Origin of the sequence: Allobosea sp. NPDC003192 (genome assembly GCF_050275675.1) — a bacterium.
Lineage (GTDB): Bacteria > Pseudomonadota > Alphaproteobacteria > Rhizobiales > Beijerinckiaceae > Allobosea.
Genome location: NZ_JBNNPK010000001.1, coordinates 50,599 through 76,515 on the forward strand (window position 1 = coordinate 50,599; position 25,917 = coordinate 76,515).

The 25,917-nt window shown below is 66.7% G+C and carries 26 protein-coding genes; 19 read left to right on the plus strand and 7 right to left on the minus strand.

Annotation, left to right across the window (positions count from 1 at the left end):
- Positions 1-203: 203 nt before the first annotated feature.
- From ACQKLX_RS00230 to ACQKLX_RS00250, 5 genes are all read left to right on the plus strand, one after another.
- The gene (locus tag ACQKLX_RS00230) at positions 204-2,555 is read left to right on the plus strand and encodes a bifunctional salicylyl-CoA 5-hydroxylase/oxidoreductase (protein ID WP_427358415.1); all 2,352 of its coding nucleotides are present in this window, start codon (positions 204-206) and stop codon (positions 2,553-2,555) included.
- A 66-nt stretch (positions 2,556-2,621) separates the two neighbouring features.
- The gene (locus ACQKLX_RS00235) at positions 2,622-2,921 is read left to right on the plus strand and encodes a hypothetical protein (RefSeq protein ID WP_427358417.1); all 300 of its coding nucleotides are present in this window, start codon (positions 2,622-2,624) and stop codon (positions 2,919-2,921) included.
- A gap of 100 nt (positions 2,922-3,021) precedes the next feature.
- Positions 3,022-4,002, plus strand: a complete 981-nt coding sequence (locus ACQKLX_RS00240; protein ID WP_427358419.1) for a ring-cleaving dioxygenase — start codon at positions 3,022-3,024, stop codon at positions 4,000-4,002.
- 244 nt (positions 4,003-4,246) lie between these two features.
- Positions 4,247-5,389 carry a DUF2778 domain-containing protein gene (locus tag ACQKLX_RS00245; protein ID WP_427358421.1) on the plus strand — a complete coding sequence of 381 codons (1,143 nt, stop codon included), beginning with the start codon at positions 4,247-4,249 and terminating at the stop codon, positions 5,387-5,389.
- 49 nt (positions 5,390-5,438) lie between these two features.
- Entirely contained in the window at positions 5,439-5,714 is a 276-nt protein-coding gene (locus tag ACQKLX_RS00250) for a hypothetical protein (RefSeq protein WP_427358423.1), read from the plus strand.
- A gap of 89 nt (positions 5,715-5,803) precedes the next feature.
- On the opposite strand, the gene ACQKLX_RS00255 is transcribed toward ACQKLX_RS00250, so the two are convergent.
- Together ACQKLX_RS00255 and topA are read right to left on the minus strand one after the other, a co-directional pair.
- Entirely contained in the window at positions 5,804-7,891 is a 2,088-nt protein-coding gene (locus ACQKLX_RS00255) for a methyl-accepting chemotaxis protein (protein ID WP_427358424.1), read from the minus strand.
- A 184-nt stretch (positions 7,892-8,075) separates the two neighbouring features.
- Positions 8,076-10,709, minus strand: coding sequence for a type I DNA topoisomerase (topA, locus tag ACQKLX_RS00260; protein ID WP_427358426.1), 2,634 nt, complete (start codon positions 10,707-10,709; stop codon positions 8,076-8,078).
- 213 nt (positions 10,710-10,922) lie between these two features.
- Between topA and panB the strand changes: the two genes are divergently transcribed.
- The 6 genes from panB to dprA all read left to right on the plus strand — a co-directional run bounded on the left by panB (position 10,923) and on the right by dprA (position 16,172).
- Positions 10,923-11,744, plus strand: coding sequence for a 3-methyl-2-oxobutanoate hydroxymethyltransferase (panB, locus tag ACQKLX_RS00265; protein WP_427358428.1), 822 nt, complete (start codon positions 10,923-10,925; stop codon positions 11,742-11,744).
- Positions 11,745-11,808: 64 nt separating this feature from the next.
- Positions 11,809-12,753, plus strand: coding sequence for an aspartate carbamoyltransferase catalytic subunit (locus ACQKLX_RS00270; RefSeq protein WP_427358430.1), 945 nt, complete (start codon positions 11,809-11,811; stop codon positions 12,751-12,753).
- A gap of 5 nt (positions 12,754-12,758) precedes the next feature.
- On the plus strand, positions 12,759-13,001 hold the full coding sequence (locus ACQKLX_RS00275; protein WP_427358432.1) for a hypothetical protein: 243 nt from the start codon (positions 12,759-12,761) through the stop codon (positions 12,999-13,001).
- Positions 12,994-14,310, plus strand: a complete 1,317-nt coding sequence (gene pyrC, locus ACQKLX_RS00280; RefSeq protein WP_427358434.1) for a dihydroorotase — start codon at positions 12,994-12,996, stop codon at positions 14,308-14,310. Before ACQKLX_RS00275 ends, pyrC begins: the two co-directional genes overlap by 8 nt.
- A 29-nt stretch (positions 14,311-14,339) precedes the next feature.
- Entirely contained in the window at positions 14,340-14,963 is a 624-nt protein-coding gene (gene plsY / locus ACQKLX_RS00285) for a glycerol-3-phosphate 1-O-acyltransferase PlsY (protein ID WP_427358436.1), read from the plus strand.
- 6 nt (positions 14,964-14,969) lie between these two features.
- Complete coding sequence (gene dprA, locus ACQKLX_RS00290) at positions 14,970-16,172, plus strand: DNA-processing protein DprA (protein ID WP_427358438.1); 1,203 nt, start codon at positions 14,970-14,972, stop codon at positions 16,170-16,172.
- Positions 16,173-16,189: 17 nt separating this feature from the next.
- Here dprA and ACQKLX_RS00295 read toward each other — a convergent pair whose 3' ends face one another.
- Both ACQKLX_RS00295 and ACQKLX_RS00300 read right to left on the minus strand, forming a co-directional pair.
- Entirely contained in the window at positions 16,190-16,477 is a 288-nt protein-coding gene (locus tag ACQKLX_RS00295; RefSeq protein ID WP_427358440.1) for a hypothetical protein, read from the minus strand.
- Between the two features lie 72 nt (positions 16,478-16,549).
- A complete protein-coding gene (locus ACQKLX_RS00300; RefSeq protein ID WP_427358442.1) occupies positions 16,550-16,750 on the minus strand; it encodes a hypothetical protein in 201 nt (66 codons plus the stop codon).
- Positions 16,751-17,110: 360 nt separating this feature from the next.
- On the opposite strand from ACQKLX_RS00300, the gene ACQKLX_RS00305 reads away from it, so the two are divergent.
- Positions 17,111-17,524: a hypothetical protein gene (locus ACQKLX_RS00305; protein WP_427358443.1), complete on the plus strand. Its 414-nt coding sequence runs from the start codon at positions 17,111-17,113 to the stop codon at positions 17,522-17,524.
- 158 nt (positions 17,525-17,682) lie between these two features.
- Positions 17,683-18,060: a hypothetical protein gene (locus ACQKLX_RS00310; RefSeq protein ID WP_427358444.1), complete on the plus strand. Its 378-nt coding sequence runs from the start codon at positions 17,683-17,685 to the stop codon at positions 18,058-18,060.
- Here the strand turns inward: ACQKLX_RS00310 and ruvX are convergent.
- The 3 genes from ruvX to ACQKLX_RS00325 form a co-directional block, all read right to left on the minus strand.
- Positions 18,035-18,556: a Holliday junction resolvase RuvX gene (gene ruvX, locus ACQKLX_RS00315; protein ID WP_427358445.1), complete on the minus strand. Its 522-nt coding sequence runs from the start codon at positions 18,554-18,556 to the stop codon at positions 18,035-18,037. The genes ACQKLX_RS00310 and ruvX overlap by 26 nt on opposite strands.
- Positions 18,557-18,621: 65 nt before the next feature.
- A complete protein-coding gene (locus tag ACQKLX_RS00320) occupies positions 18,622-19,626 on the minus strand; it encodes a tripartite tricarboxylate transporter substrate-binding protein (RefSeq protein ID WP_427358446.1) in 1,005 nt (334 codons plus the stop codon).
- A gap of 177 nt (positions 19,627-19,803) precedes the next feature.
- A complete protein-coding gene (locus tag ACQKLX_RS00325) occupies positions 19,804-20,562 on the minus strand; it encodes a GntR family transcriptional regulator (RefSeq protein WP_427358448.1) in 759 nt (252 codons plus the stop codon).
- A 99-nt stretch (positions 20,563-20,661) separates the two neighbouring features.
- On the opposite strand from ACQKLX_RS00325, the gene ACQKLX_RS00330 reads away from it, so the two are divergent.
- The 6 genes from ACQKLX_RS00330 to ACQKLX_RS00355 all read left to right on the plus strand — a co-directional run bounded on the left by ACQKLX_RS00330 (position 20,662) and on the right by ACQKLX_RS00355 (position 25,893).
- Entirely contained in the window at positions 20,662-20,949 is a 288-nt protein-coding gene (locus tag ACQKLX_RS00330) for a UxaA family hydrolase (protein ID WP_427358449.1), read from the plus strand.
- Positions 20,950-21,018: 69 nt separating this feature from the next.
- A complete protein-coding gene (locus tag ACQKLX_RS00335; protein ID WP_427358451.1) occupies positions 21,019-22,302 on the plus strand; it encodes a UxaA family hydrolase in 1,284 nt (427 codons plus the stop codon).
- A 35-nt stretch (positions 22,303-22,337) separates the two neighbouring features.
- Entirely contained in the window at positions 22,338-22,925 is a 588-nt protein-coding gene (locus ACQKLX_RS00340) for a GNAT family N-acetyltransferase (protein WP_427358453.1), read from the plus strand.
- Positions 22,922-23,974 carry a YeiH family protein gene (locus ACQKLX_RS00345; RefSeq protein WP_427358455.1) on the plus strand — a complete coding sequence of 351 codons (1,053 nt, stop codon included), beginning with the start codon at positions 22,922-22,924 and terminating at the stop codon, positions 23,972-23,974. The genes ACQKLX_RS00340 and ACQKLX_RS00345 overlap by 4 nt, the downstream gene beginning before the upstream one ends.
- 24 nt (positions 23,975-23,998) lie before the next feature.
- Complete coding sequence (locus ACQKLX_RS00350) at positions 23,999-24,931, plus strand: hydroxyacid dehydrogenase (protein ID WP_427358457.1); 933 nt, start codon at positions 23,999-24,001, stop codon at positions 24,929-24,931.
- On the plus strand, positions 24,928-25,893 hold the full coding sequence (locus ACQKLX_RS00355) for an Ldh family oxidoreductase (RefSeq protein WP_427358459.1): 966 nt from the start codon (positions 24,928-24,930) through the stop codon (positions 25,891-25,893). The genes ACQKLX_RS00350 and ACQKLX_RS00355 overlap by 4 nt, the downstream gene beginning before the upstream one ends.
- Positions 25,894-25,917 lie beyond the last annotated feature (24 nt).

Here is a 25,917-nt window from a genome sequence, read left to right on the forward strand (position 1 = left end):
ATATATTTTAGGTCTGAAACATTTTGCAAGAGGCGAGGGGAGAGTTGCGCATCGGTACTGAATGGCGCGAAATATCAGAGATTTATGTGTGTTATCGTCGAGCTTGGCTCGTGTGGCCCGCGGCTCGACGCTAACTTTCGACCGGAGGCTTGAGCCAAAATTATTTTAGGTTTAAAATGATTTTCTCAGCCAAGGAGGACGTCATGCGCATTGCGGTGGTGGGCGGCGGGCCGGCAGGTCTCTATTACGCGCTGCTGATGAAGCGGGACTGGCCTGAGCTCGACATTACCGTCTTCGAGCGCAATCGCCCCGACGACACCTTCGGCTTCGGCGTCGTCTTCTCCGACCAGACGCTCGACCTGTTCAAGGCGGCCGACCTGCCGAGCTACGAGGCGATCGTCCGCAGCTTCGCCTATTGGGACGATATCGAGATCCATTTCAAAGGCACGGTCCGCCGTGTGCCCGGCAACGGCTTCTGCGGCTGCTCGCGCCGGACGCTGCTGACGCTGCTGCAGGAGCGGGCGCGCCAGGTCGGCGTCAAGCTGGTCTTCTCGCAGGAGATCGAGGACGTCGCGGCGCTGAAGCGCGACTACGACCTCGTCGTCGCCGCCGACGGCATCAATAGCCGCATCCGCGAGGGCGATCGCGAGCGCTTTGCGCCGCAGGTGGATCTCCGGCCGAACCGTTTTGTCTGGATGGGCTCGACCCGGCCCTTCGACGCCTTCACCTTCTTCTTCAAGCAGACCGAGCACGGCGTCTTCATCGCCCATTGCTACCAGTACGAGCCGGGGCAATCGACCTGGGTGCTCGAGACCGATCCAGAGACCTTCGCCCGCGCCGGGCTGGAGGGCCTGGACGAAGCCGGCACGGCCGCCTTCCTCGAGCAGGTCTTCGCCGAGGAATTGCAGGGCCACAGGCTGATCACCAACCGCTCGCTCTGGCGGCAGTTCCCGATGATCCGCTGCGGCCACTGGGTCGCCGACAATGTCGTCCTGCTCGGGGACGCCAAGGCGACGGCGCATTTCTCGATCGGCTCCGGCACCAAGCTCGCCATGGAGGATTCGATCGCGCTGCACCGCGCCTTTCACCGCGCCGGGCTCGACGTCAAGGCGGCGCTCGCTGCCTTCGAGACCGGGCGGCGCGAGGAGGTCGAAAAGACCCAGCATGCCGCCGACGTCTCGCTGGTCTGGTTCGAGCAGCTCAAGCGCTTCTGGGATTTCGAGCCGTTGCGCTTCGCCTTCGGCCTGATGACGCGCTCCAAGGCGATCACCTACGACAACCTCGCTCTGCGCGCGCCCGAGTTCGTCGCGGCGATCGACAGGCTGGTTGCCGACGATCTCGGCGCCGAGCAGGCGACGCGCCGTGACGGCACGCCGGTGCCGCCGGCTTTCCAGCCCTTCCACCTGCGCGAGATGAAGGTGGAGAACCGCTTCGTCGTCTCGCCCATGTGCCAGTATTCGGCGCAGGATGGTCTGCCGGGCGACTGGCACCTGATGCATTACGGCGCCCGCGCCATCGGCGGGGCAGGGCTCGTCTTCACCGAGATGACCTGCGTCTCGGCCGATGCCCGCATCACCCCCGGCTGCACCGGCCTTTACAATGACGAGCAGGAAGCCGCCTGGGCCCGCATCGTCGATTTCGTCCATGGCAACTCGGCGGCGAAGCTCTGCCTCCAGCTCGGCCATGCCGGCCGCAAGGGCGCCAGCAAGCTGATGTGGGACGGCATGGACCGCCCACTCGCCGAGGGCGCCTGGCCGATCGTCTCGGCCTCACCGCTACCGTACTACCCGGAGAGCCAGGTCCCGCGCGAAATGACCCGCGCCGACATGGGCCGGGTCAAGGCCGACTTCGTCGCGGCTGCGCAGCGCGGCCTGCGCGCCGGCTTCGACATGCTCGAACTGCACTGCGCCCATGGCTATCTGCTGGCGAGCTTCCTCTCGCCGCTGACCAACCAGCGCACGGACGAGTACGGTGGCTCGCTCGAAAACCGTCTGCGCTTCCCGCTCGAAGTCTTTGCCGCCCTTCGCAAAATCTGGCCGGCCAGCAAGCCGATGTCGGTGCGCATCTCGGCGACGGACTGGCAGGAAGGTGGCATCAGCGCCGAGGATTCGGTCGCGATCTCCGAAGCCTTCGCTGGAGCAGGCTGCGACCTCGTGGACGTCTCGACCGGGCAGACCACGCCGCGGGCGCGCCCGCTGTATGGCCGCATGTTCCAGACGCCGTTCGCCGACCGCATCCGCAACGAGGCCGGCGTCGCGACCATGTGCGTCGGCGCCATCACCACGGCCGACCAGGCCAACACCATCGTCGCCGCCGGCCGCGCCGATCTTGTTGCGCTCGGGCGCCCGCATCTGGCCGATCCGTCTTTCGTGCTTCGGGCGGCCGCCTGGTACGGCGCCGACGTCGCCCAGCCGGTGCAGTACCAGCCCGGCAAGGACCAGCTCATGCGCAACACGCCGCGCGAGCGCGACGAGCTGCAGGAGCTCAAGCTTAAGGCCAAGCCGAGTCGGCATGGTGGCGCGCCGGCGGCTCCGGTCGCACGGGCTGCGGAATAAGCGGGAACCCGATCTCGCAATCGCGGGTTGATCTCCGAACGCATTGATCAGCTTCGGAGATTCGCCATGACCGCCAGGACGACGCTGCTTGCTGTGCTGACGACGGCCGCGCTGACGACGGTCGCCACAGCGCAGACGCCACAGACCAACAAGACGCCCGACAATTCCGGCGTCGGCCCCAAGACGACGCATCCGAGCCAGGTCGACAAGGGCCAGAACATGATCCTGCCGTCTGCCGGACAGGCTGGGCAGTCGGCGGCCCCGACAATGGTCTATGACTGCAGGAACAAGCCGCAGGACTGCACGACGCCGCCGGGCCCCGGCGACAAGAGCAGCGTGCCGACGCAATCGACGCCGAAGGACTAAGCCGTAATATTGCAATTATGCAATTCATGATTGGCTGAATGCCAACTTCATGGCGTTGCTGCAAAGACTATATCGGTGGGCAACGGAAACGCCTCGGCAGATGAGGCGCATCATCAAAGGGGCCCACACCATGCAGCTCACCGGCATCCACCACGTCACAGCCATCACCGCTCAGGCGGCACAGAACCGGCGCTTCTATGTCGAGACGCTCGGCCTGCGCCTGGTCAAGAAGACGGTGAACCAGGACGATACCTCCGCCTACCACCTGTTCTACGCGGACGGCGCCGGCTCGCCCGGAACCGACCTGACCTTCTTCGACTGGCCGACCGCTCCGGCAAAGCGCGGTACGCATTCGATCACGCGGACCTCGCTCAGGGTCGCAAGTGAAGCGTCGCTCGACTTCTGGCGCGAGCGCCTCAATGCGGCTGGCGTCAAGGTCTCCGATACGCGCCTGCTCAATGGCCGCGCTGTGCTTGATTTCGAGGATCCGGAGGGCCAGCGCCTGACGCTCATCGTCGATGGCGGGACGATCCCCTTCGTCGCCTGGGAGAAGAGCCCGGTGCCGGCCGAACATCAGATCCGCGGGCTTGGGCCGGTGACGATCTCGGTTCCGCAGGTAGAGCGCACGGAACTCGTCCTGACCAAGCTGCTCGGACTGGAGCGGATCGCCGACTATCGCGACGCGGCTCATGCCAGCGGCGACATCCATGTCTTCCGGATCGGCGAGGGCGGTCCGGCAGCGGAGCTCAATGTCGCGGTCGAGCCCGGTCTTGCTCCGGCGCGCGAAGGCGCCGGCGGGGTCCACCACCTGGCGCTGCGTACGCCGAGCTTTGGCGAGTACGATGAATGGGCCGAGCGGCTGCGCGCCTCGGGCTACCCGAACAGCGGGCCGGTCGATCGCTTCTATTTCCGCTCGCTTTATCTGCGCGAGCCGAACGGAGTGCTGATCGAGATCGCCAGCGACGGGCCGGGCTTCGCCACCGACGAGCCCTTCGAGACGATGGGCGAGGGGCTGTCGCTGCCGCCCTTCCTGGAGTCGAAGCGGGCGGCCATTGAGGCCGGTCTCAAGCCCCTGGCCTGACGAGGTCCGGTCCACGAAAACGCGCTGCGGCCCGGTTGGCCGCAGCGCGGCTGACTCTGCGTAAATTTGTTTTGATTCATCGGGAATTAACCAAGCAAGGGCTGAATGAGCCTTGTGAGGTTGGGGCCTCCCGAGACTGACGAACAGGCCGTTGCGGTCTGCCTGCGCGATTGAGTGCGGCGGCAAGACAAGCAGGGCGCTGCGTCTCAGCGGGATGCCTTTGTGGTGTCCCGAGGCGTTGCGTATGCGTAGCTCGAACAAGTTCGCCGGCTATTCCTATAGCTTGAAACGCCGGCGCGGCAGCCCCTTCATGCGTCTTGGTGTCCTTGTGGTCGTCGCCGGTGGTGCGATGGCCGGGCTGTCAACCTGGTCGAGCCGGCAGGCCGAGCCGGTTGCCGGCATGGGGCATCTCGCTTCGAAACAGGCGCAGCACCGCTCGGCGCCCACGCCCGCGAACAGCGCGACGCCACTGCTCCGTCCAGGCTATGTCGCAGGTTACGTCGCACAGTCTCTCGCCGACAGTGCGCCGCTCTCCGGTCGGTTCCAGTCCGCTATACCGACACAGATTGCGACGATGCTCGATCCCGAGACCACCGGCTCGATCGCGCCGTCCGAGCCGGTCGGCGGCCCAAGCCTGGCGACGACCACGGTCGCCGTCCAGCCCGCCACGGCCGGGCCGCAACAGATCGCCTTGATCGCGCCGCGCCCCGTTCCACGGCCGTCCGATCTGAAGCTGCCGACGCCGCCCGAGCCGCGCCTCGCGGCCCGTGCGACCTCGCGCCAGGGCAAGGACGTCGTCGCCAAAGTCGAGCCCGCGACCGACAACCGCAACTTCTTCGAGAAGCTCTTCGGCGTGAATGCCAATGCACCGCAGAGCTCCGGCGAGCGCCTCGCCTATGCGGCGCCGCAGGACGACATCACCCAGCGCAGCGGCCGCGGCAGCGGCCTCACCGTCGCCCCGGCGCCGATGCCTGTGCCGATGTCGTCGGCGACACCGGCTGCCAGTGGCAAGACCGCAGTCTACGACATTAGCGCGCGTGTGGTTTATTTGCCCAATGGCGAGCGGCTGGAGGCCAATTCCGGCCTCGGCGAGATGATGAACGACCTCCGCTTCGTCCATGTCCGGATGAAGGGTCCGACGCCGCCGCATGTCTATAATCTGACCGAGCGCGAAGCCCTGTTCCATGGCGTGCGTGCGATCCGCATGCATCCGGTCGGCGGCAGCGGCAAGATCTTCGGCCGCGCCGGCTTGCTGGTGCACAACTACCTCCTCGGCCCGCGCGGCGACTCCAATGGCTGCGTCTCGGTCAAGGACTATGACCGCTTCCTGCAGGCCTTCCTGCGCGGCGAGATCAAGCAGCTCGTCGTGGTCGGGGGACGGAGCTGAACGCTCCGCCAGCCTTGCACCGCCCGAGCCTGGCTGGTCTGATGGCCGGATGACGAGACCGGCCAATCTTCCGACATATCTGCTGGCGCTTGCTGCGCTGGTACTCCCTCTGGCGGTGGCCATTCCGGCCGCTGCCGAAGTGCGTTTCGGCAACAATGTCCGCATCGGCGGGCACGATGCCTCGAACCAGCGCTTCGATCGCCGGAGCCGCGGTGTCTACCACATCTACGAAGGGCGGCCGCGCAATCCGGGCTGCAGCTGGCGCTCGGATGGCAGGGGCGGGCGTGTGAAGGTCTGCCACCTTCAGCGCATCAGACGGCACTGACAAACGAAAAGGGCCAGCGCGAAGCTGGCCCCAATCCATTCAGTAGCAGGCAGGCCCGCGGAATGACCGCCGGCCTGCCGACCTCCGTCTCAGAACTCCTCCCACCCGGCATCGCCGCCGCGGGCGTTCGCGACCTTGCGGGCAGGGGCCGGAGCGTAGGCCGGAGCGTGGCGCTCGCGGCGTGGGGCAGGGCGCTGCTGGGTAAAGGCCGCCTCTGCCAGCCCCCGGAGCCGCTCCGGCTCGGAGGCATTGGCGGGGGCGAGCGCAGCCGGCTGGTGCGAGATGGCGCTGGCGCTCTCGCTCGTCCGGAATCCGGCGACCAAGGCGTTGAGCTCGCCGATCTTGCTCGACAGCGCCCCGGCGGAGGCGGCGCTCTGCTCGGCGAGCGCGGCGTTCTGCTGGGTCATCTCGTCCATATGGGCGACGGTCTGGCTCATCTCCTCGATGCCGTTGGCTTGCTCGCCCGACGCAGCGGCCACCTCCGACACTGTCGCCTGGACACTCTGCGAGGCGGCGACGATTCGAGTCAGTGCGTCGCCAGCCTGACGGACCAGCTTCACGCCCGCTGCGACCTCGGTGTTCGAGGAGGAGATCAGGCCGGTGATGTCCTTGGCCGCCTCGCCCGAGCGCTGCGCGAGTGAGCGGACCTCCGAAGCGACGACGGCGAAGCCCTTGCCGGCGTCACCGGCGCGGGCCGCCTCCACCGCGGCATTGAGCGCCAAGAGGTTGGTCTGGAAGGCGATATCGTCGATCACGCGGGTGATGTCGGAGATCTTCTTCGAGGCCTGCTCGATCCGCTCCATTGCCGAGACGGCGTCGGTGACGATGTTGCCGCCGGCCTGCGCGACCTGCATCGCTTCGCCGGCCTGGCGCACCGCCTGCTGGGCGGCCTGGGCAGCCGCTTTCACCGAGGCGGCGAGCTCCTCCGTGGTCGCGGCGCTCTCTTCCAGCGACGAAGCCTGTTCTTCCGTGCGCTTGGAGAGATCGTCCGCGCCCATATTGATCTCGCGCGCTGACAGACCGACCTCGGCCGACATGGTCTGGATCGTGCCGACGGTCGCCGAGAGGCGCACCAGCGTCTCGTTGATCGCATCCTTCAGCTCGGCGAAGCGGCCGCGATAGGCAGTCGGCACCTGACGGGTCAGGTCACCGGCGGCCAGGGCCTGCAGCACAGAGACGAACTCTGTCGTGGCATTGTCGACCACCGCGTTGATCTCGTTGATCCCCGCCACCAGCTGCTGCATCTGCTCGTCGCCATGCTCGATCTCGAGTCGGGCCGAGAAATCGCCCGCTGCGGCCGCCGCGACGACTTCGCCGACATCGGACACCACCGAGGCCATCGCGTCAGCCGAGCGGATCCGCGCCGCCGAGGCCGCACGCTCCTGCTCCTGCAGCAGCGCGACCTGCTCGGTGCTCTGACGTAGCACGGAGACCGCCCGCGCCATCTCGCCGATCTCGTCGCGGCGCTTGGTATGGGGGACCTCGATCTGGGTCTCGCCGGCGGTCAGGCGGCTCATCGTCCCGCCGAGATCGACGAGGGGCCGGATGATCGAGCGCCGGGAGAAGATCAGCGCGCCGAAGATCGCGCCGCCGAGCACCACGACCAGCGCGACCGGCAGCCAGGTCCGCACCTGCTCCGAGAAGGCGCTGGAGGCCGCGTCGACCTCGTTGGCAAGGGTTTCGTTGAAGCTGCTCAGCGATGTGAGCTCTTCCTGCAAGTTCGCACGGTTCTTCTTGCTGGCGTCGCTATTGCCCCAGGCTTCTGCCGCGCGGGCCGAGATCTCGCGGACCATGCGCGTCGTCTCCAGCCTGATGGCGACGAACTCGGTGATCAGCGTGCTGATCTTCTCCATGCGCTCGCGCTCGGCCGAAGGGATGAGCCTGGCGAGATACTTGCGGCGCTCCTCGACCCTGGCGAGGCCCCCCTCGACCGTCGTCGCGGCGATCCCGGCGAAATGCGGGTTGCGGGCGGTGTAGACGAGGTAGGAATCGGCGACGACGAGATTGACCGCGGCATTGAGCCGTTCTGCAGCGAGAGCGATGTGGTTCTGCTGCGACGAGCGCTCGTTCATCGTGTCGATGCGGGTCATCGCCAGCAAGGCACAGCCGAGTGCAACCAAGGCGCCGGCCGCGACAATCGCGATCAGCCCCAGAATCTGGGTCCTGATGGATTTCATGATGTCCCCTCGCAGGCCGCTAGTTCAATTGCGGCACCGCAGGGTACTCGGAGGCGTTGAATCCGGAGTTAACCGTGATCGGCCCCGAGATACTTTTCAATCGGTTGAAGCGTCATTCCGGACAAGCGGCGAGAGCGGCCTGGCTCCGAAATGGCGGGACAGGGTCGGCTTACGCCATTCCTGTCTAGCCTTCGGCCTTCTTCGACTTGGCGCTCTTTGCCTTCGCGGGAGCCTTCTTGGAGGCTGCCGGCTTCTTGGCCGGGGCCTTCGTCTTGCTCTTGGCGCCGCCGCCGGCCGCCGCCTTGGCGTTGACCAGCTCGATCGCCTGCTCGGCTGTGATGCTCTCCTGCGCCATCGTCTTCGGCAGGGTGGCGTAGACCTTGCCCCAGGCGACATAGGGGCCGTAGCGGCCGGCCTTGACCTCCATCTTGCCGCCCTGCGGGTGCTCGCCGAGATCGCGGCCCGGCGTCGCCGCGGCGTTGCCGAAACGGCGGCCGCCCGCGCCGCTCTCCTTGGCGACGATCAGGTCGATAGCCCGGTTGGCGCCGATGTCGAGGATATTGTCGTCCTTGTCGATATTGGCGTAGGTCTTGCCGTGCTGGACGTAGGGGCCGTAGCGGCCGATGCCGGCGAGGATCGGCTCGCCGCTGGTCGGATGCTTCGCCACCTCGCGCGGCAGCGAGAGCAGGGCGAGCGCCTTCTCCAGCGTCAGCGACCCGACGGTCTCGCCCTTGGGCAGGCTCGACCGCTTCGGCTTCTCGCCGTCACCGAGCTGGATATAGGGGCCGAAACGGCCTTCGCGCGCAGTGACCTCGAGATCCGTGGCCGGATCCTTGCCGAGGGCGCGCACGCCATTGACGACCTGGCCGCCCTCGGCCGAAGCCTCGCCTTCGGCGGCGGATGCCGTGAGCGGGCGGGTGAAGCGGCATTCGGGATAGTTCGAGCAGCCGACGAAGGCACCGAACTTGCCGAGCTTGAGCGAGAGCGTTCCGGTGCCGCAGACCTGGCAGCGGCGCGGGTCGCCGCCATCGGCGCGCGGCGGGAAGACGTGCTCGCCCAGAATGCCGTTCAACGCCTCCAGCACGTCGCCGACGCGCAATTCCTTGGTCTCGCCGATCGACTTGGTGAACTCCTCCCAGAATTCGCGCAGCAGCGCCTTCCAGTCGACATCGCCGCTGGAAACCAGATCGAGCTTCTCCTCCAGGCTGGCGGTGAAATCGAACTCGACATAGCGCTTGAAGAAGGACTCAAGGAACGCCGTGACCAGCATGCCCTTGTCCTCGGGCACGAGGCGCTTCTTCTCGACACGGACATATTCGCGGTCGCGCAGCGTCGCCAGCGTAGCGGCATAGGTCGACGGCCGGCCGATACCCAGCTCCTCCATGCGCTTGACCAGGCTCGCTTCCGAGAAGCGCGGCGGCGGCTCGGTGAAGTGCTGGTCGGCGGCGATGGCGCGCTTTTCCAGCGGATCGCCTGCCTTCATCGCCGGCAGCTTCTTCGAATCCTCGTCTTCCTCGTCGTCGCGGCTTTCCTGATAGAGCGTCAGGAAGCCGTCGAAGAGCACGACCTGGCCGGTGGCGCGCAGTTCGAGAGCGCGAGCACCGACCTGCGCGGCGATGTCGACCGTGGTGCGCTCGATCGAGGCCGATTCCATCTGGCTGGCGATCGTGCGCTTCCAGATCAGCTCGTAGAGCTTGGCCTGCTCCGGTTCGAGATGGCGCGAGACCATGGCTGGCAGACGGCCGAGATCGGTCGGGCGGATCGCCTCGTGCGCTTCTTGCGCGTTCTTGGCCTTGACCGTGTATTTGCGCGGAGCACCCGGAACGTAATTGTCGCCGAATTCCTTGCCGATGACCCGCCGCGCCGCCGCGATCGCCGAGCCGTCCATGTCGACGCCGTCGGTACGCATATAGGTGATCAGGCCGACGGTCTCGCCGCCGATGTCGACGCCCTCATAGAGGCGCTGCGCGACCTGCATGGTGCGGGCCGGCGCCATGCCGAGCTTGCGCGAAGCTTCCTGCTGCAGCGTCGAGGTCTGGAAGGGGGGCTGGGGGTGGCGCTTGACCGGCTTGGCCTCGACCTCGGCGACCGAGAAGCGCGCGGTCTCCAGCGCGGCCTTGAAGGCCTGGGCCTCCTCGCCCGTGCCGATGTCGAGCCGGGTGATCTTCTTGCCGTCTGCGCCGGAGAGGCGCGCGTCGAAGGTCGCACCGCTGCCGGTCGCGAGCGTCGCAACCAGCGACCAGTATTCGCGGGCTCGGAAGGCCTCGATCTCGCGCTCGCGGTCGCAGACCAGCCGCAGTGCCACCGACTGCACGCGCCCGGCCGAGCGGGCGCCTGGCAATTTGCGCCAGAGCACGGGAGAGAGGGTGAAGCCGACGAGGTAATCGAGCGCGCGGCGGGCGAGATAGGCGTCGACCAGCGCCTGGTCGATCGGGCGCGGATTGGCCAGTGCCTTCTGCACCGCGTCCTTGGTCACCGCGTTGAAAGTGACGCGCTCGACCGGGATGCCCTTGATGGCGCGCTTCTGGTTCAGCGCCTCCAGCACGTGCCAGGAAATCGCCTCGCCCTCGCGGTCCGGGTCGGTGGCGAGGATGACCTTCTCGGCGTTCTTCGCCGCCCGCGCGATCTCGGCGACCTGCTTGGCGCCGCGCCCCTCGGTTTCCCACAGCATGGCGAAGTCGTTCTCGGGGTCGACCGAGCCGTCCTTCGCCGGGAGATCGCGAATATGCCCGAACGAGGCGATGACCTCGTAGTCGGAGCCCAGATACTTATTGATCGTCTTGGCCTTGGCCGGCGACTCGACGACGAGGAGCTTCATGACGCTTTCGATCTCGTAGGCAAGGGACGAGCGGCACTGGCGTGCCGGCCTCGCCGAACTTGGCGCGGGGCGCGTTGATAGCGGTTCGGGATTGCGCGCGAAAGTGGTTCACACGGCTCATCCTGTCAAACCCGATTCTGCTTTTCGGGGCAGGGCGGTCAGGCTAGGTCAGCAGCGATTGCTGTTTTTGATCTATGTCATGGAGCGCTGAGCATGTCGTCGCAGAACCGGACAGCCCGGCTGACCTCGCTCGATATTCGCGGCCGCAAGGGCGGCGAGCCGCTTGTTGCGCTGACGGCCTATACCGCTCCGATGGCAAGGATCGTCGACGAGGTCGCGGATATCGCGCTGGTCGGCGACTCGCTCGGCATGGTCGTCTACGGCCTCGACAGCACCGTCCCGGTGACGCTGGAGATGATGAGCCTGCACGGTCAGGCGGTGATGCGAGCCACAGCCCGGTCGCTCGTGGTGATCGATATGCCCTTCGGCAGCTATGAAGAGGGCCGGGAGCAGGCCTTCCGGAATGCCGCGCGGCTGCTGAAGGAGACCGGCGCGGGAGCAGTAAAGCTGGAGGGCGGTGTGCGCATGGCCGAGACGGTGCGTTTCCTGGTCGAACGCGGCGTGCCGGTGATGGGCCATGTCGGCCTGACGCCGCAGGCGGTCAACACACTCGGCGGCTACAAGGCGCAGGGGCGCAGCAAGGCGGAATGGCCGGCGATCATCGCCGATGCCACGGCGATCGCCGATGCCGGCGCCTTCTCCCTGGTCGTCGAAGCGGTCGCCGAGCCGCTGGCAGCGGAGATCACGAGGAAGATCGCGATCCCGACCGTCGGCATCGGCGCCTCCGCGACCTGCGACGGGCAGGTCCTCGTCCTCGACGACATGCTCGGCCTCACCGGCCGCGTGCCGAAATTCGTCAAGGCCTATGGCCACCTGGCCGGGCAGGCACGCGAAGCAGTACGCGCCTATGCCGCCGAGGTGCGCAGCCGCCAGTTCCCGGGCGAGGCGCATGTCTACGCCCTGAAGGCGGAGTGACACACAGGGAACGCACGCGCTGCCTTGCGCCGGCCACGACTCGCCCCTAAACAGCGGTCTTCAAATGACATCGACCGCTCCGCTCTATCCGCACCGGCATCTCCTCGGGATCGAGGGGCTGTCCCATTTGGATATCGACGCGCTGCTCGAGCGCGCCGAGACCTATGTCGCGCTCTCGCGCCAGATCGAGAAGAAGACGGCGACACTGCGCGGCCGCACCCAGATCAACCTGTTCTTCGAGCCCTCGACGCGTACGCAAGCCTCGTTCGAGCTCGCGGGCAAGCGCCTTGGCGCCGACGTCATGAACATGTCGGTCGGCTCCTCCTCGGTGAAGAAGGGCGAGACGCTGATCGACACCGCCGCGACGCTGAACGCGATGCGGCCCGACATCCTGGTCGTGCGTCATCACGCCGCCGGCGCGGTCAACCTGCTTGCCCGCAAGGTCGACTGCTCGGTAGTCAATGCCGGCGACGGCGCCCATGAGCACCCGACGCAAGCTTTGCTCGACGCGCTGACGATCCGCCGCAACAAGGGCCGTATCGCTGGCCTGACGGTCGCGATCTGCGGCGACATCCTGCATTCGCGCGTCGCCCGCTCCAACATCATCCTGCTGAGCGCGCTCGGCGCCAAGGTGCGCCTGATCGCGCCCTCGACCCTGCTGCCGACCGGTGTCGAGCGCATGGGCGTCGAGGTCTTCCGGGACATGAAGAAGGGGCTGGAGGGCGTCGACATCGTCATGATGCTGCGCCTGCAGCTCGAGCGCATGAACGGCGCCTTCGTGCCGTCCTCGAAGGAGTATTTCCGCTATTTCGGCCTCGATCGCGACAAGCTCTCCCTGGCGGCTCCCGATGCGCTCGTCATGCATCCTGGCCCGATGAACCGTGGCGTCGAGATCTCCTCCGAAGTGGCCGACGGCGCCCAATCGTTGATCCGCGAGCAGGTCGAGATGGGCGTCGCCGTGCGCATGGCGGTGCTCGATGCGCTCGCGCAGCATCTTCCAAATGGCTGAGCCCGATGGAGCTCTTCCTCGCCTGGCTGCTGCGACAGATGCACCGGGCTCGGATCGTCTTCGTCGGTCTCTACCTCCTGGTCATGGCCGGCTTCATCTATGCCGAGCCACGTTCCGCCTGGACCTGGCTGATCGTCCTGCTCGGCGCGCTTCTGTGCATCGGCATCTGGGGGCTGGTCGGGTTCTGGCATTATGTCTTCACGCAGCGCCGCGAGCGCATCAACGGGGTCGAGCGTAGCGATGGCTGACAGCAGCGAGCAGAATGGCGGCTGTGCGATCCTCGGTGCGCGACTGGTCGATCCGGCCTCCGGCCGCGAGGGCGTCGGCAGTGTCCTGATCCGCGACGGCATGATCGCCGATGTCCATTGGGGTGGCGATCGCCCGGAGCTTCCGGCTGATATCGCAGTCGAAGAGGCCCGCGGGTTCGTGCTGGCGCCCGGCCTAGTCGATTTGCGCGCCTTTCTCGGCGAGCCCGGCGCCGAATTCCGCGAGACGCTCGGAACCGGCTCGCAGGCCGCTGCCGCCGGCGGCGTCACCACCGTGATCTGCCGCCCCGACACCGATCCGCCGATCGACGATCCTTCCGTCATCGACTTCATCAAGCGCCGCGCCCGCGACAAGGCGATCGTCAACGTGCTGCCGGCGGCAGCGCTGACCAAGGGATTGCACGGCAAGGAGATCACCGAGTTCGGCCTGCTGCTTGAAGCCGGCGCGGTCGCCTTCAGCGACGGCGCCAACGGCGTGCGCAATCCGCAGCTCATGCGCCGCGCCATGATCTATGCCCGCGACTTCGACGCGCTGCTGATCAACCATGTCGAGGACCCGGATCTTCGCGGCACCGGCGTGATGAACGAGGGCGAGTTCGCCAGCCGCAAAGGCCTGCCTGGTATCCCGCACGAGGCCGAGACGGTGATGCTGGAGCGCGACCTGCGCCTCGCGCGCGCCTCCGGCGCCCGCTACCATGCCGCCATGGTCTCCTGCTCGGATTCGCTCACTCTGATCCGCCGCGCCAAGGAAGACGGGCTCAACGTCACCTGCGGCGTCTCGATCAACAATCTCTGCCTGAACGAGAACGATGTCGGCGAGTACCGCACCTTCTGCAAGGTCTCGCCGCCGCTCCGTCACGAGGACGAGCGGCTGGCGATGATCGAGGCGGTCGCCGAGGGGCTGATCGACGTCATCGTCTCCGACCACGACCCGCAGGATGTCGAGACCAAGCGCCAGCCCTTCGCCGAGGCTGCCAACGGCGCGCTCGGCATCGAGACGCTGCTGCCGGCAGCGCTCAGGCTCTATCACGGTGAGCAGATCGGCCTTGCCTCGCTGTTCGCCGCCCTGTCGAGCCGGCCGGCTGAACTGCTCGGCCTCGGTTGTGGTCGTTTGGAGGCTGGCGCGCCGGCCGATCTTGCCCTGATCGACATCGACGCCCCCTTCGTCGTCGACAAGCGCAGGCTCAAATCGCGCGCCAAGAACTCGCCCTTCGACGAGGCGCGGCTACAGGGGATCGTGCAGGCGACCCTGGTCGGCGGCCGGGTGGTCTATCGCGGCGAAGCCGCGTAAGCTCAACTAGGACGGGCAGGGGAGGTTGCATGGCTGAGGCGTTCGCTTGGGCATATCCGAGCCCGATGGGGCTCGCCGCGCTCGTCCTCGGCTATCTCTTCGGTTCGATCCCGTTCGGCATCATCCTGACTAGGCTGACCGGCGGTCCGGACCTGCGCACGATCGGCTCTGGCAATATCGGCGCGACCAATGTCCTGCGTACCGGCAACAAGAAGCTGGCGGCACTGACGCTGCTCGGCGACATGCTGAAGGGCACCGTCGCAGTGCTGCTCGCCGGCTGGCTATTCGGCGGCAAGAGCGCGGCTCTGGCCGCCGGCCTCGGCGCCTTCATCGGCCATCTCTTCCCGGTCTGGCTGCGCTTCAAGGGCGGCAAGGGCGTCGCCACCTTCCTCGGCATCCTGATCGGGCTGAAATGGTCGATCGCGCTGATCTTCGCCGCGATCTGGCTCAGTATCGCCTATCTCAGCAAGTACTCCTCGCTGTCAGCCCTGATCGCCAGCCTGCTGACGCCGCTGCTGCTCTGGTTCTGGATTCGCGACGCTCAGGCGGCCGGGTTGATGGCCATCCTCGCTTTGCTGCTCTGGTTCATGCATCGCGAGAACATCGCGAGGCTGCTCTCGGGCCGCGAAGGCAAGATCGGACAGAAGGGCTGAACGCCGATGGCCGGTTTCGCTCTCGATGACCGGCAACGCCTCGACTGGCTCCGTCTGATCCGCAGCGAGAGCATCGGCCCGCGCACCTTCCGCACCTTGGTCAATCGCTTCGGCGGCGCAGCCGGAGCGCTCGACGCCTTGCCGGAGCTCGGCCGGCAAGCCGGACGGACGCTCCGGCTCTGCACTCCCGCTGAGGCCGAGCGCGAGTTTGATACGCTGCGCCGGCGCGGTGCCCATCTGATCGCACTCGGCGAAGCCGCTTATCCCGTACCGCTGCAGGCGATCGATTCAGCCCCACCGCTGATCGCGATCGAGGGCGACCCGGCGGTGCTGAACCGCCCCTGCGTTGCTGTCGTCGGCTCGCGCAACGCTTCCGCTGCCGGATTGAAGTTCACCGCGACGCTGGCGCGCGAGCTGGGCGAGGCCGGCTTCGTTGTCGTCTCGGGCCTCGCCCGCGGCATCGACACGGCGGCGCATCAGGCGAGCCTGGAGAGCGGTACGATCGCCGTGCTGGCCGGCGGGCTCGACGAAGTCTATCCGCCGCAGAACATCCCCTTGCTGGAGCGGGTCTACGGGCACGGCGCGGCGCTGAGCGAGATGCCGCTCGGCTGGGCGCCGCGTGGACGCGATTTTCCGCGGCGCAATCGGCTGGTCTCCGGTCTCGCGCTCGGGACCGTGGTGGTCGAGGCGGCGCGCAAATCTGGCTCGCTGATCACCGCTCGTTTCGCCAACGAGCAGGGCCGCCAGGTGTTCGCCGTGCCGGGCTCGCCGCTCGATCCGCGGGCGGAGGGCGGCAACCATCTGATTCGCGAAGGCGCGATCCTCTGTGCCGAGACGGCGCATGTCGTCGATGTGCTGGCGCCGATGCTCCGGCAGGGCGATCTGTTCGGCTCGGCGCCCATTCTGGCGCGAGAGGAGGCAGAGCCCGAGCGCCGAAAGGAAGCGCTCTGGGACGAGCTCGATCTGCCGGACATCCTGCCGGCACCGAAACTCGAGCTCGAACGTGAGGCTCAACCGCAGGAAGGCTTCATCGAGGACGCGCCCCGCCGCCGCTTGCTCGCACTGATCGGGACGACGCCGATGGCGATAGACGACCTCGTTCGCGCCAGCGGCCGGCCCGTACGCGAGGTCAGTCAGGTCCTGCTCGAACTGGAGCTCGAAGGCATGGTGCAGCGCCACGCCGGCGGTGCGCTTTCACGATTGGCATGAACCTGGCAGCCCAGGAATCAGTTCGTTGCATCACCCCAACGGCCGCGCTCGCGCTCGGCTTCCGTGGCAGCGAGTTCCACTAGGGTCACGAGCAGGTCGAGATCGGCAGCGCGGGCTTGGTTGCCGAGCTCGGCCAGCATTGCCGCCGCCTTGGTGGCGACAGCGCGCTGCAGGTCGCGTTGACGCGCTCGCTTCGCGACGAGCAGTTGCAGTGCCAGGGCTTCGGATTCGCCATGGCCGAGCAGGTTGCGGGCTGCCGTAAAGTCACCGGAGATGTAAGCTGTGGTCGTTGGAGGCGCCGGCATGGGGCACTCCCATTCGGTTGCGTATTTTTATTTATGCAACCTATGATTTAATAATTTGCAAAAGATGACGGCTCAGGTCGAAATGTCGGGCTCGGAGGCTTCGCCGAGCTGCAGTTGGCAGGTTCGGCGGTTGATCGCGGCTTCCAGCCGCGTCATGTCGACGAAATAGGCGAGGCTGCTGAGCTGCGCTGCCCGGGCCATCGCCCCGAGCTCGATACTGATTTCCTCGATATAAGATGCAACCTCCAATTGCATGCGCGCCAGCGCGTCCATGCTGTGTGGGCCGGGCGAGGTCAGGGCGCTGCGGCCAGGGCGCGCAACGGGTGGCAAGCGATTGTCTTCTGGATAGATTTTATCCTCCTTGAGCCGCCGTGACACTGCTTTTTTCATCTCGTCTGCCCTCGCGATGGCATCAGCCCGGGGAAACGAACCGGTGTTTGACGAGGACTATTCTTGCTACTCGATTTCAAGGAATGCAATCACTGCGTGTATAAAATTTCTTGTGATGGAACGTTTTGCAGACCCCGCGCGTTTTTCAGCGGTCGCAATTCTGCCGCGATTGGTTCAGGCCCGGTTCAACCGGGGCGCGCTAGATCGGGCATCAAGGCGGACATCCGCCGACAGGAGAATGTCATGTCAGATTTCGGAAAGAGCCGCTTCCTCGTGACGCTCGCCGTCGCCGGCAGCATTCTGGCAGCAGGCCTGACGCCGGTCGTGGCGGGTGAGACCCGCCCGGTCGGCTTCGACAAGAGCCGCCTGGATGCGGCACAGGCCGATTATTCGCAGTATTATCGCCGTGGCTGGCGCGGCGGGAATCGCGGCGCGGCGATCGCGGCCGGTGTCGGCCTCGGCATCCTCGGTGCTGCGGCGATCGCGGCCAGCCGGCCGCGCTATGCCGAACCGGTCTACGGTTACGGCTATGGCTACGAGCCGAGCTACGTCTACGAGGAACCGGTCTATGTCGCGCCGCGTCGCTACTATGGCCCACGTCAGTACGGCTACTATCCCGACAATATCCGGGATCCGGCCGGCGGCAGCTATCGCTGAGGCCTGATCCGGGCAAACAGCCTTAATCAGTTCTGAACGCCTGGCGCCTAGGCTTCAAGGGTCGCTTCCGTCGCATGGCGGAGCGGCCCTTTTCGCGGCGCGCGGCACCAACGGCTCCGATCATGGAGTCATTGCCTTGTCGACCTTGGAGAATGACGATGAAATCCTCGCTCAAGACGCTGCTGTCCGGCTGCGGCGCGGTCGCCCTGGCGGTGTTCTGCTCCGGTACGGCAATGGCTCAGTACTACAATGACGGCTATGATCGCCGTTATGATCGTCGCTATGAGCGTCCTGGTTATGATCGTGGCTACGATCGCGGCTACGACCGGGGTCGGCGCGACGGCAGCTATCGTCGCGATGGCGACGGTTATGGACGTGATGATCGGCGTTATGGCCGGGATGGCGGAGGCTACCGGCGTGGGCCCGATCCCAGCAATCCGCTTGCCGGGATGAGCATCGAAGACCAGAAGCGGGCGATCAAGAATCAGCGCGATGCCCAGAAGAAGGCGATCAAGCGCGGCTATCTTCTTCAGTAGTCCAATCATCTCCCGGTTCGCCTGCGTCCGCTTCGAGGCGGGCGAGCCGGTCGAGAGCCCCTTGCAGGATATAGGCAGCCGCCATCTTGTCGACGACTGCGGCCCGCCGGGCGCGCGAGGCGTCGGCATCGAGCAAGGTGCGAGTGACGGCGAGTGTCGACATCCGCTCGTCCCAGAATACGATCGGCAGCGTCGTCAGCGGCGCGAGATTGCGCACGAAGGCCCGCGTCGACTGCACCCGCGGCCCCTCCGTCCCGTCCATGTTGAGCGGCAGGCCGATCACCAACCCCGCGATCGCATGAGTCTGCGCCACCTTCAGCAGCGCTTCAGCATCCTGCCTGAACTTTATCCGCTGGATCGTCTCCAGCGGCGACGCGATCCGGCGTTCGACATCGGAGAGTGCGAGCCCGATCGTCTTGGTGCCGAGATCGAGCCCGAGCAGGCGGGCGTGCGCGGGTAAGGCGATGAACTGGTCCAGGGCGACGAGATTGCTCATCCGTCGCCGGTAGCATGGGCCGCCCGTGGAGGCGAGCGGCCCGCCTAGAGCATCAGCGCTCTAGTTCAATTGGTGTTCTGCGGCGTCAGTCCGGCCGCCTTCAGCGCCGCACCCCATTTCGCGACCTCGGCGGCAAAGCGCTTGGCATGGGCATCGCGTGTCCATTCCGCCGTCGGGAAGGCGCTGGTGCCGACCGCCTTGAAGCGGTCGAGCACGGCCGGGTCCTTCAGTGCCGCCTGCAGCGCGCCATTGAGCTTGTCGAGCGCCGCGGCCGGCGTGCCCTTCGGGGCGTAGAGGCCGTGCCAGATCGTCATGTCGATCTCGGTGCCGGCCTCACGCGAGGTCGGAACGTTCGGCAGAACGCCGAGGCGCTCCGGCGAGGTCACGGCGTAGGCGCGGATCTTGTCGGACTGGATCTGCGGCACCGCCGTGGTCGACTGGTCGCAGAGCACGTCGACCTGGCCGCCGACGAGGTCGTTCATCGCTGGCCCCGTGCCGCGATAGGCGACCTGGGCAAGCTTCACGCCCAGTGCCTGCGAGATCAGCACGGCGCATAGATGCGCGTTCGAGCCGACGCCGGCATGGGCGACGGTGAGCTTCTCGGCCTGCTGCTTGGCGTAGGGGAAGAAGGCCTTGCCGTCGACCGGAGGCAAAGCGAGCTTGCCGGCGATCACCATCGGGCCAGTGTTGACGAGGCCGACCGGCGCGAAGGCGGTCTGTGTATCGTAGCCGAGATTGCTGTAGAGCGCCGGCGCGGCAGCAAGCGCAAGGTGATGGATCAGCAGCGTGTGCCCGTCCGGCTCGGCTGCGACCAGGCGCTTGGCGCCGGCCGTGCCGCCGGCACCGGCGATGTTCTCGACGATGACCTGCTGGCCGAGCGTGCGGCCCATATGCTCGCCGAGCAGGCGGGCGATCACGTCGCTGGGGCCGCCGGCGGCGAAGGGCACGATCAGGGTGATGGGTTTGCTCGGAAAACTCTGGGCCAAGGCAGGTGAGCCTAGTCCCAGTAGGGCGAGCCCTGTCAGGGCACCGCGGCGCGTCATGAGGAATCTGCGGAAATAGGCGATCATTCGTTTCCTCCGGTGTGGCGGCCGCTCTGCGTCGGCTTGGTCGAAATCTCGTGGTGTTCAGTCCTCGAGCTTGGGTCGCTCTGCTTCGAGCGAAACTTTTGAAAGCGATGATAGCGCATTGATCTTGCGTCGATTGCAACTGGTCGACGTTCGAACCTGCGTGAGAGGTGAGGGCGGCTAGCGCAGGTCTGACAGGTAGTGAACCTCCCGGGTCAGGCACAGGCTGAGCCTGTGCTCCACGGGCGTGCCGTCGAGCGACAGGGCGGTGCGGTCGATCTGCAGGGCGGGCTCCCCGGCCGGAACGCTGAGCGCCGCGGCATCCTCGGCGGAAAGCGCCACCGCCTTCAGCCGCTCCCGCGCATTGGCGATGGTGATGCCGTAATGCCCTGCATAGAGGCTGTAGAGATTGTTCGGGATCGGCCCGTTCTCCAGCCCCGGGAAAAACTGCTGCGGCAGGCTGAGCGTCTCGACGATCAGCGGCGCGCCGTCGAAGGAGCGGTGCCGCCGGATACGGATGACGGCGGCGTTCTCCGCGAGGTCCAGCGCCGCGCGCTCCGCCTCGCTGGCCGGCCCGGTCGTCACCGAGAGGACGATGCTGTCCGGAAAACGCGGTTCGCCCCGATCGGGCGCCAGCTTGAAGAACTGGAATAGGATGCGGCGCTCGTCATGTTCGGCGACGAAGGTGCCGCGGCCCTGGCGTCGCACGACCAAGTTTTCGGCGGCGAGCTCGTCGAGCGCCTTGCGCACCGTGCCCTGGCTGACGCCGATCTCGGCGGCGAGCTGGCCTTCGCTCGGCAGCGCCGCACCCGGCGCCCAGACGCCATCCATCAGCCTGCGCACGAAGATCGCCTTCACCTGCCGGTAAAGCGGCCGGAAGCCCAGCGTCTCCGGCGTATCGGGCTCGCGCGGCTGCCCTGCGATTTCGAGCTTGTGCACACTCATATGTCTTATATAAGACTTGGGCGCAGCCACGTCGAGCCCGATTTCGCAAATGGGTCGGCGTGCTGGTCACGAAATCGGTCAGGGGAGTTCGCCATGAGCAAGCCGCATCTGCTGGTGCATGAGAAGAAGGATACGGTCGGCGTCGTCGTCGTCGAAGGCCTCAAGGCCGGGACCGACATGCTCTGTGTCGTCACGCACGACAATTCCGACTTCCGCCTCGCCGCCAAGATGGACATCCCGATCGGCCACAAGGTCGCGCTCAAGGACATCAAGAAGGGCGATACGATCTGGAAATATGGCCAGGACATCGGCAAGGCCGTTGCCGACGTGAAGCAGGGCGAGCACCTCCACGTTCACAACGCCAAGACGAAGCGCTGGTGAGTACCGGCCTCCGTCCATTCCGATCCTAGGGCTCCCATCAGGTCGAGCCCCAACATCCAGGAAACGCCAATGTCCTCCATCGTCGCCAATTTCGACCTCGTCAAAGGCAAGCTCGCCAAGGTGAAGGGCCGCAAGATCGAGGCGCCCGAGTTCAAGACGCCCTTCGTCAAGCGCCCGACCGGCCGCAGCCTCGATTCCTTCCTGGGTTGGCGCCGCGAGAACGGCCGCGTCGGCGTGCGCAACCATGTGCTGCTGCTGCCGCTCGATGATCTCTCCAACGCCGCCTGCGAGGCTGTCGCCAACAACATCAAGGGCACGCTGGCGATTCCGCACGCCTATGGCCGCCTGCAGTTCGGCGAGGATCTCGAGGTCCATTTCCGCACCCTGATCGGCACCGGCTCGAACCCGAATGTTGCCGCCGTCATCGTCATCGGCATCGAGGATGGCTGGACCAAGCGCGTCGTCGACGGCATTGCCAAGACCGGCAAACCGGTGGTCGGCTTCGGCATCGAGGGCCATGGCGACATCGCAACCATCGCCAAGGCCTCCTATGTCGCCAAGGAGTTCGTGCAGTGGGCGACCGAGCTGCAGCGCGTGAAATGCGGCATCGAGGAGCTCTGGGTCTCGACCAAGTGCGGTGAGTCGGACACCACAACGGGCCTGTCCTCCTGCCCGACCGTCGGCAACATGTACGACAAGTGGATTCCGCGCGGCGTCTACGGCGTCTTCGGCGAGACTTCCGAGATCACCGGCGCCGAGCATCTCTGCAAGGCGCGTGCGGCGACGCCCGAGGTCGGCGAGCGTTGGTACAAGATGTGGAAGGCCTATCAGGACGACGTCATCGAGGCCCACAAGACCGACGACCTCTCCGATTCGCAACCGACCAAGGGCAACATCGCCGGCGGCCTGACCACGATCGAGGAGAAGGCGCTCGGCAACCTCGAGAAGATCGGCCGCGAGTGCAAGTTCATCGACATCCTCGAGCCGGCGCAGGCGCCTGAGAAGGGCCCGGGCCTCTACTACATGGACACCTCCTCGGCAGCGGCCGAGTGCGTGACCCTAATGGCAGCGGGCGGCTATGTCGTGCACACCTTCCCGACCGGGCAGGGCAACGTCATCGGCAACCCGATCGTCCCGGTCATCAAGATCACCGGCAATCCGAAGACGATGCGCACCATGCCCGAGCACATCGATGTCGACGTCTCCGGCATCCTGCGGCGTGACCTCACCATCCCGCAGGCTGGCGACGCGCTGATCGAGAACATCGTGCGCACCGCGAATGGCCGCCTCACGGCAGCCGAGGCGCTGGGCCATCGCGAGTTCTCGATGACCAAGCTATACCGCAGCGCCTGAGCAGCTGCGTCTTCGGGCGCGACGAGGCGAGAGAAGTGTCGGACAGCATCGTTTCATTGCATGCGCCGGGGCGGGACGTGTTGCCCGCCTATGTCCGTGCCTTGGAAGCCGGCTGGTCGCCCAACACGATGCGCAACGTCGCGCCCGAACAGCTCGCCGCGATCGCGGCTGATCCCGACGGCTTCATCGCCGGGCTCAACAACCGCGGCGGCAAGATCCGCCTGCACGATGGCAGCGAGGTCGCGCGCCTGCCGGACATGATCCGCTGGATCATCGCGGACGACCAGCCGGAGCGTCCCTTCGTCGGCAGCATCAACCTGCGCTGGCAGGAGGACGAGGCCGGCAGCCCGGTCACGGAGCTGCCATCGCATGTGCTCGGCCATGTCGGCTACACCATCCTGCCGGGCCATTCGGGCAACGGCTATGCCAGCGCCGCCCTGGCGGCCGTGCTGGCCGAGGCCCGCACCATCGGTCTGCCTTTCGTGAAGATCACCTGCGACGCCGATAATGCGGCCTCGCGGCGGATCATCGAGAAGAATGGCGGGCGTTTCATCGAGAATTTCGTCGCTCCGTTCTACGGACCCGAGGAGCGGCTGATGTACCGGATCGATTGGCAATCATGACCGAAGCAGCCGTCCCGCGCCTGGCGAAAGGCCTTGGCCCGCTCCTGCCGGGTATCGCGCTCTCGACGGTGGTGGCGATCGCCTCCGTGCTGGCCGAACCCGTCCTGAAGCAGCTCGCCGGCGGGCGCGTCGGCATACCCGCGGTGGTCATCGCGCTAGTGATCGGCATGATCATGCATCCGGTCGCGAACACGCAGCGCTTTGCGCCGGGCATGACCTTCTGCGTCAAGAAGCTGCTGCGCTGGGCGATCGCGCTGCTCGGCCTGCGCGTCGCGCTCGGCGACATCATCGCGCTCGGCCTCGGCACGGCTGTGCTCGTCGTCGTCTCCATGGTCGTGACCGTCATCACCGGCTTCGTGCTGGCGCGCCTGCTCGGCCGCGAGCCCGGCGTCGGGGCGCTTGGCGGCGTTGCCACGGCGGTCTGCGGCGCCTCTGCCGCGCTCGCCACCGCGACGGTGGTCCCCGATTATCGCAACAAGGCCGCCGACACCGCCTTCACGGTGATCGCGATGAACGTGCTCGCCACGATCGCGATGCTGGCCTATCCACTGCTTTGCACCTGGCTCGGCCTGTCGCAGCAGCAGACCGGCGTGATGCTGGGCGCGACCATCCACGACGTCGCGCAGGTCGTCGGTGCCGGCCAGGCGGTCTCGGACGAGGCTGCAAACGCGGCTGTCATCGTCAAGCTGTTCCGGGTCTTCCTGCTGCTGCCTTCGGTACTGATCGTCGGCTGGTGGCTGACTCGCCATGGCGAGACCCATGGCGATGCCAAGGTCCCGGTTCCGGTCTTCGCCTTCGTCTTCCTCGTCATGTGCGTGGTGAACAGCGTGCTGAGCACGCAGGCCGGGCTCGCCGGCATCTACCTGCCGATCCGCGACATCCTGCTCGAGATATCGCGCTGGGGCCTGCTGATCGCGATCGCGGCGCTCGGCCTCGGCACCTCGATCGCGGCGATGGCCCGCCTCGGCTGGCGCCATCTTGCCGTGGTCACCGGCACCAGCCTCGTCATCCTCGTCGTCGCCACGGGCGGGATCATCCTGCTCGGCTGAGCGAAACTCACAGCGGAAAGAGCCATGACCGACATCGTCATTACCGAATTCATGGACGAGGCGGCGGTGGCGGCGCTGAAGGCGCGCTACAGCGTGCATCACGACCCCGATCTCTTCGGCAAGCCCGACGAGCTCGCGCGTCTGGTCGCCGACATCCCGGCGCTGATCGTGCGCAACCAGACGCAGGTTCGCGGCGCGCTGCTGGCAGGGGCGAAGAACCTCAAGGTCATCGGCCGGCTCGGCGTCGGGCTCGACAATATCGACATGGACGCCTGTTCGGCCCGCGGCATTCAGGTCTTCCCTGCGACCGGCGCCAACAGCCTGTCCGTGGTCGAGTATGTGATCGGTACGGCGATGACGCTGCTGCGCGGCGCCTATTTCGCCAACGCGGCGATGATCGCCGGCGAATTCCCGAAGACCAAGCTGATCGGCCGCGAGATCGCCGGCAAGCGCATGGGCCTGGTCGGCTTCGGCGCGATCGCCCGCGATACGGCGCGGCATGCCAAGGCGCTCGGCATGACCGTCGCCGCCTATGACCCTTATGTTCCGGCTGACGCAGCTGTCTGGCAGGGTATCGAGAAGCTGGAGCTCGACGCGCTGCTCGCGACCTCCGACGTGATCTCGATCCATCTGCCGCTGACGCCCGAGACGCGTGGCGTAATCGGCGAGGCCGCTTTTGCCAAGATGAAGCCCGATGCGGTGCTGATCAACGCGGCACGTGGCGGCGTCATGGACGAGGCTGCGCTGGTCGCGGCACTCAAGGGCGGGCGCCTTGGCGGCGCCGCGCTCGATGTCTTCGAGCAGGAGCCGCTCAAGGCCGATGGCGCAAAACTCTTCGCCGGCACGCCCAACCTGATCCTGACGCCGCATATCGCCGGCAATACGGCGGAATCGAACGGCCGCGTCTCCGGCCTCGTCGCCGAGCGGGTGATGGCGGCGCTGGAGGGCAGGGCATGACGAAGCTCTCGCTGGAAGCGGCCGAGCAGAAGGTCGCGGATCTCTTCATCGAGGCCGGTGCCTCGCCCGCCAACGCGGCCTCGGTCGCGCTGGCGCTGGTCATGGCCGAAGCGGACGGGCTGAAAGGCCATGGCCTGTCGCGCGTGCCGACCTATCTCTCCATGCTGCGCTCCGGCAAGATCGACGGGCAGGCCGTGCCGATCGCGCGCCAGCCCAAGCCTGGCGTGCTGGCGATCGACGCAGCCCATGGCTTCGCCTACCCGGCGATCGATCTTGCCGTGATCGAACTGCCCGAGATCGCCCGCAAGCAGGGCATCGCCGCGGCGCCGATCCGCCGTTCCAATCATTGCGGCGCCGCCGGACTGCATGTCGAGCGGCTGGCGGAGCAGGGGCTCGTCGCGCTGCTCTTCGCAAATACGCCGGGCGCAATGGCCCCATGGGGTGGCGCCAAACCGGTCTTCGGCACCAATCCGATCGCCTTCGCCGCGCCGCTTCCCGGCCGCGAGCCGCTGGTGATCGACATGGCGCTGTCCAAGGTGGCGCGGGGCCCGATCGTCGCCGCCAAGCAGAAGGGCGAGCCGATTCCGGAAGGCTGGGCCCTCGACGCTCAGGGCAAGCCGACCACCGACCCGGCGGCCGCGATAGCCGGCACCATGGTGCCGCTCGGCGATGCCAAGGGCGCGACGCTCGCCATGATGGTCGAGATTCTCGCCGCGGCGCTGGTCGGTACCCATTTCGCCTTCCAGGCATCGTCCTTCCTCGACGACCAAGGCGGCCCGCCCGATACCGGCCAACTCATCCTCGCCATCGATCCGGCGAGCATGGGCGGCAATTGGTTCGCCGAGCGGATGAAGCTGCTGACGCATGCGATCGAGGAACAGCCAGGCACACGTTTGCCGGGCATGCGGCGCTATGCTCTGCGGGCCAAGGCGCGGGCGGAAGGGATCGAGGTCGCTCTCTGAGCCGTGGCGCTGCAGCTGGCGGCA

Excerpts from the sequence above, each read along its gene's own strand:
- ACQKLX_RS00230 (WP_427358415.1), top strand. The coding sequence starts at position 204 with ATGCGCATTGCGGTGGTGGGCGGCGGGCCGGCAGGTCTCTATTACGCG.
- ACQKLX_RS00235 (WP_427358417.1), top strand. The coding sequence starts at position 2,622 with ATGACCGCCAGGACGACGCTGCTTGCTGTGCTGACGACGGCCGCGCTG.
- ACQKLX_RS00240 (WP_427358419.1), top strand. The coding sequence starts at position 3,022 with ATGAGGCGCATCATCAAAGGGGCCCACACCATGCAGCTCACCGGCATC.
- ACQKLX_RS00245 (WP_427358421.1), top strand. The coding sequence starts at position 4,247 with ATGCGTAGCTCGAACAAGTTCGCCGGCTATTCCTATAGCTTGAAACGC.
- ACQKLX_RS00250 (WP_427358423.1), top strand. The coding sequence starts at position 5,439 with ATGACGAGACCGGCCAATCTTCCGACATATCTGCTGGCGCTTGCTGCG.
- ACQKLX_RS00255 (WP_427358424.1), bottom strand. The coding sequence starts at position 7,891 with ATGAAATCCATCAGGACCCAGATTCTGGGGCTGATCGCGATTGTCGCG.
- topA (WP_427358426.1), bottom strand. The coding sequence starts at position 10,709 with ATGAAGCTCCTCGTCGTCGAGTCGCCGGCCAAGGCCAAGACGATCAAT.
- panB (WP_427358428.1), top strand. The coding sequence starts at position 10,923 with ATGTCGTCGCAGAACCGGACAGCCCGGCTGACCTCGCTCGATATTCGC.
- ACQKLX_RS00270 (WP_427358430.1), top strand. The coding sequence starts at position 11,809 with ATGACATCGACCGCTCCGCTCTATCCGCACCGGCATCTCCTCGGGATC.
- ACQKLX_RS00275 (WP_427358432.1), top strand. The coding sequence starts at position 12,759 with ATGGAGCTCTTCCTCGCCTGGCTGCTGCGACAGATGCACCGGGCTCGG.
- pyrC (WP_427358434.1), top strand. The coding sequence starts at position 12,994 with ATGGCTGACAGCAGCGAGCAGAATGGCGGCTGTGCGATCCTCGGTGCG.
- plsY (WP_427358436.1), top strand. The coding sequence starts at position 14,340 with ATGGCTGAGGCGTTCGCTTGGGCATATCCGAGCCCGATGGGGCTCGCC.
- dprA (WP_427358438.1), top strand. The coding sequence starts at position 14,970 with ATGGCCGGTTTCGCTCTCGATGACCGGCAACGCCTCGACTGGCTCCGT.
- ACQKLX_RS00295 (WP_427358440.1), bottom strand. The coding sequence starts at position 16,477 with ATGCCGGCGCCTCCAACGACCACAGCTTACATCTCCGGTGACTTTACG.
- ACQKLX_RS00300 (WP_427358442.1), bottom strand. The coding sequence starts at position 16,750 with ATGGACGCGCTGGCGCGCATGCAATTGGAGGTTGCATCTTATATCGAG.
- ACQKLX_RS00305 (WP_427358443.1), top strand. The coding sequence starts at position 17,111 with ATGTCAGATTTCGGAAAGAGCCGCTTCCTCGTGACGCTCGCCGTCGCC.
- ACQKLX_RS00310 (WP_427358444.1), top strand. The coding sequence starts at position 17,683 with ATGAAATCCTCGCTCAAGACGCTGCTGTCCGGCTGCGGCGCGGTCGCC.
- ruvX (WP_427358445.1), bottom strand. The coding sequence starts at position 18,556 with ATGAGCAATCTCGTCGCCCTGGACCAGTTCATCGCCTTACCCGCGCAC.
- ACQKLX_RS00320 (WP_427358446.1), bottom strand. The coding sequence starts at position 19,626 with ATGATCGCCTATTTCCGCAGATTCCTCATGACGCGCCGCGGTGCCCTG.
- ACQKLX_RS00330 (WP_427358449.1), top strand. The coding sequence starts at position 20,662 with ATGAGCAAGCCGCATCTGCTGGTGCATGAGAAGAAGGATACGGTCGGC.
- ACQKLX_RS00335 (WP_427358451.1), top strand. The coding sequence starts at position 21,019 with ATGTCCTCCATCGTCGCCAATTTCGACCTCGTCAAAGGCAAGCTCGCC.
- ACQKLX_RS00345 (WP_427358455.1), top strand. The coding sequence starts at position 22,922 with ATGACCGAAGCAGCCGTCCCGCGCCTGGCGAAAGGCCTTGGCCCGCTC.
- ACQKLX_RS00350 (WP_427358457.1), top strand. The coding sequence starts at position 23,999 with ATGACCGACATCGTCATTACCGAATTCATGGACGAGGCGGCGGTGGCG.
- ACQKLX_RS00355 (WP_427358459.1), top strand. The coding sequence starts at position 24,928 with ATGACGAAGCTCTCGCTGGAAGCGGCCGAGCAGAAGGTCGCGGATCTC.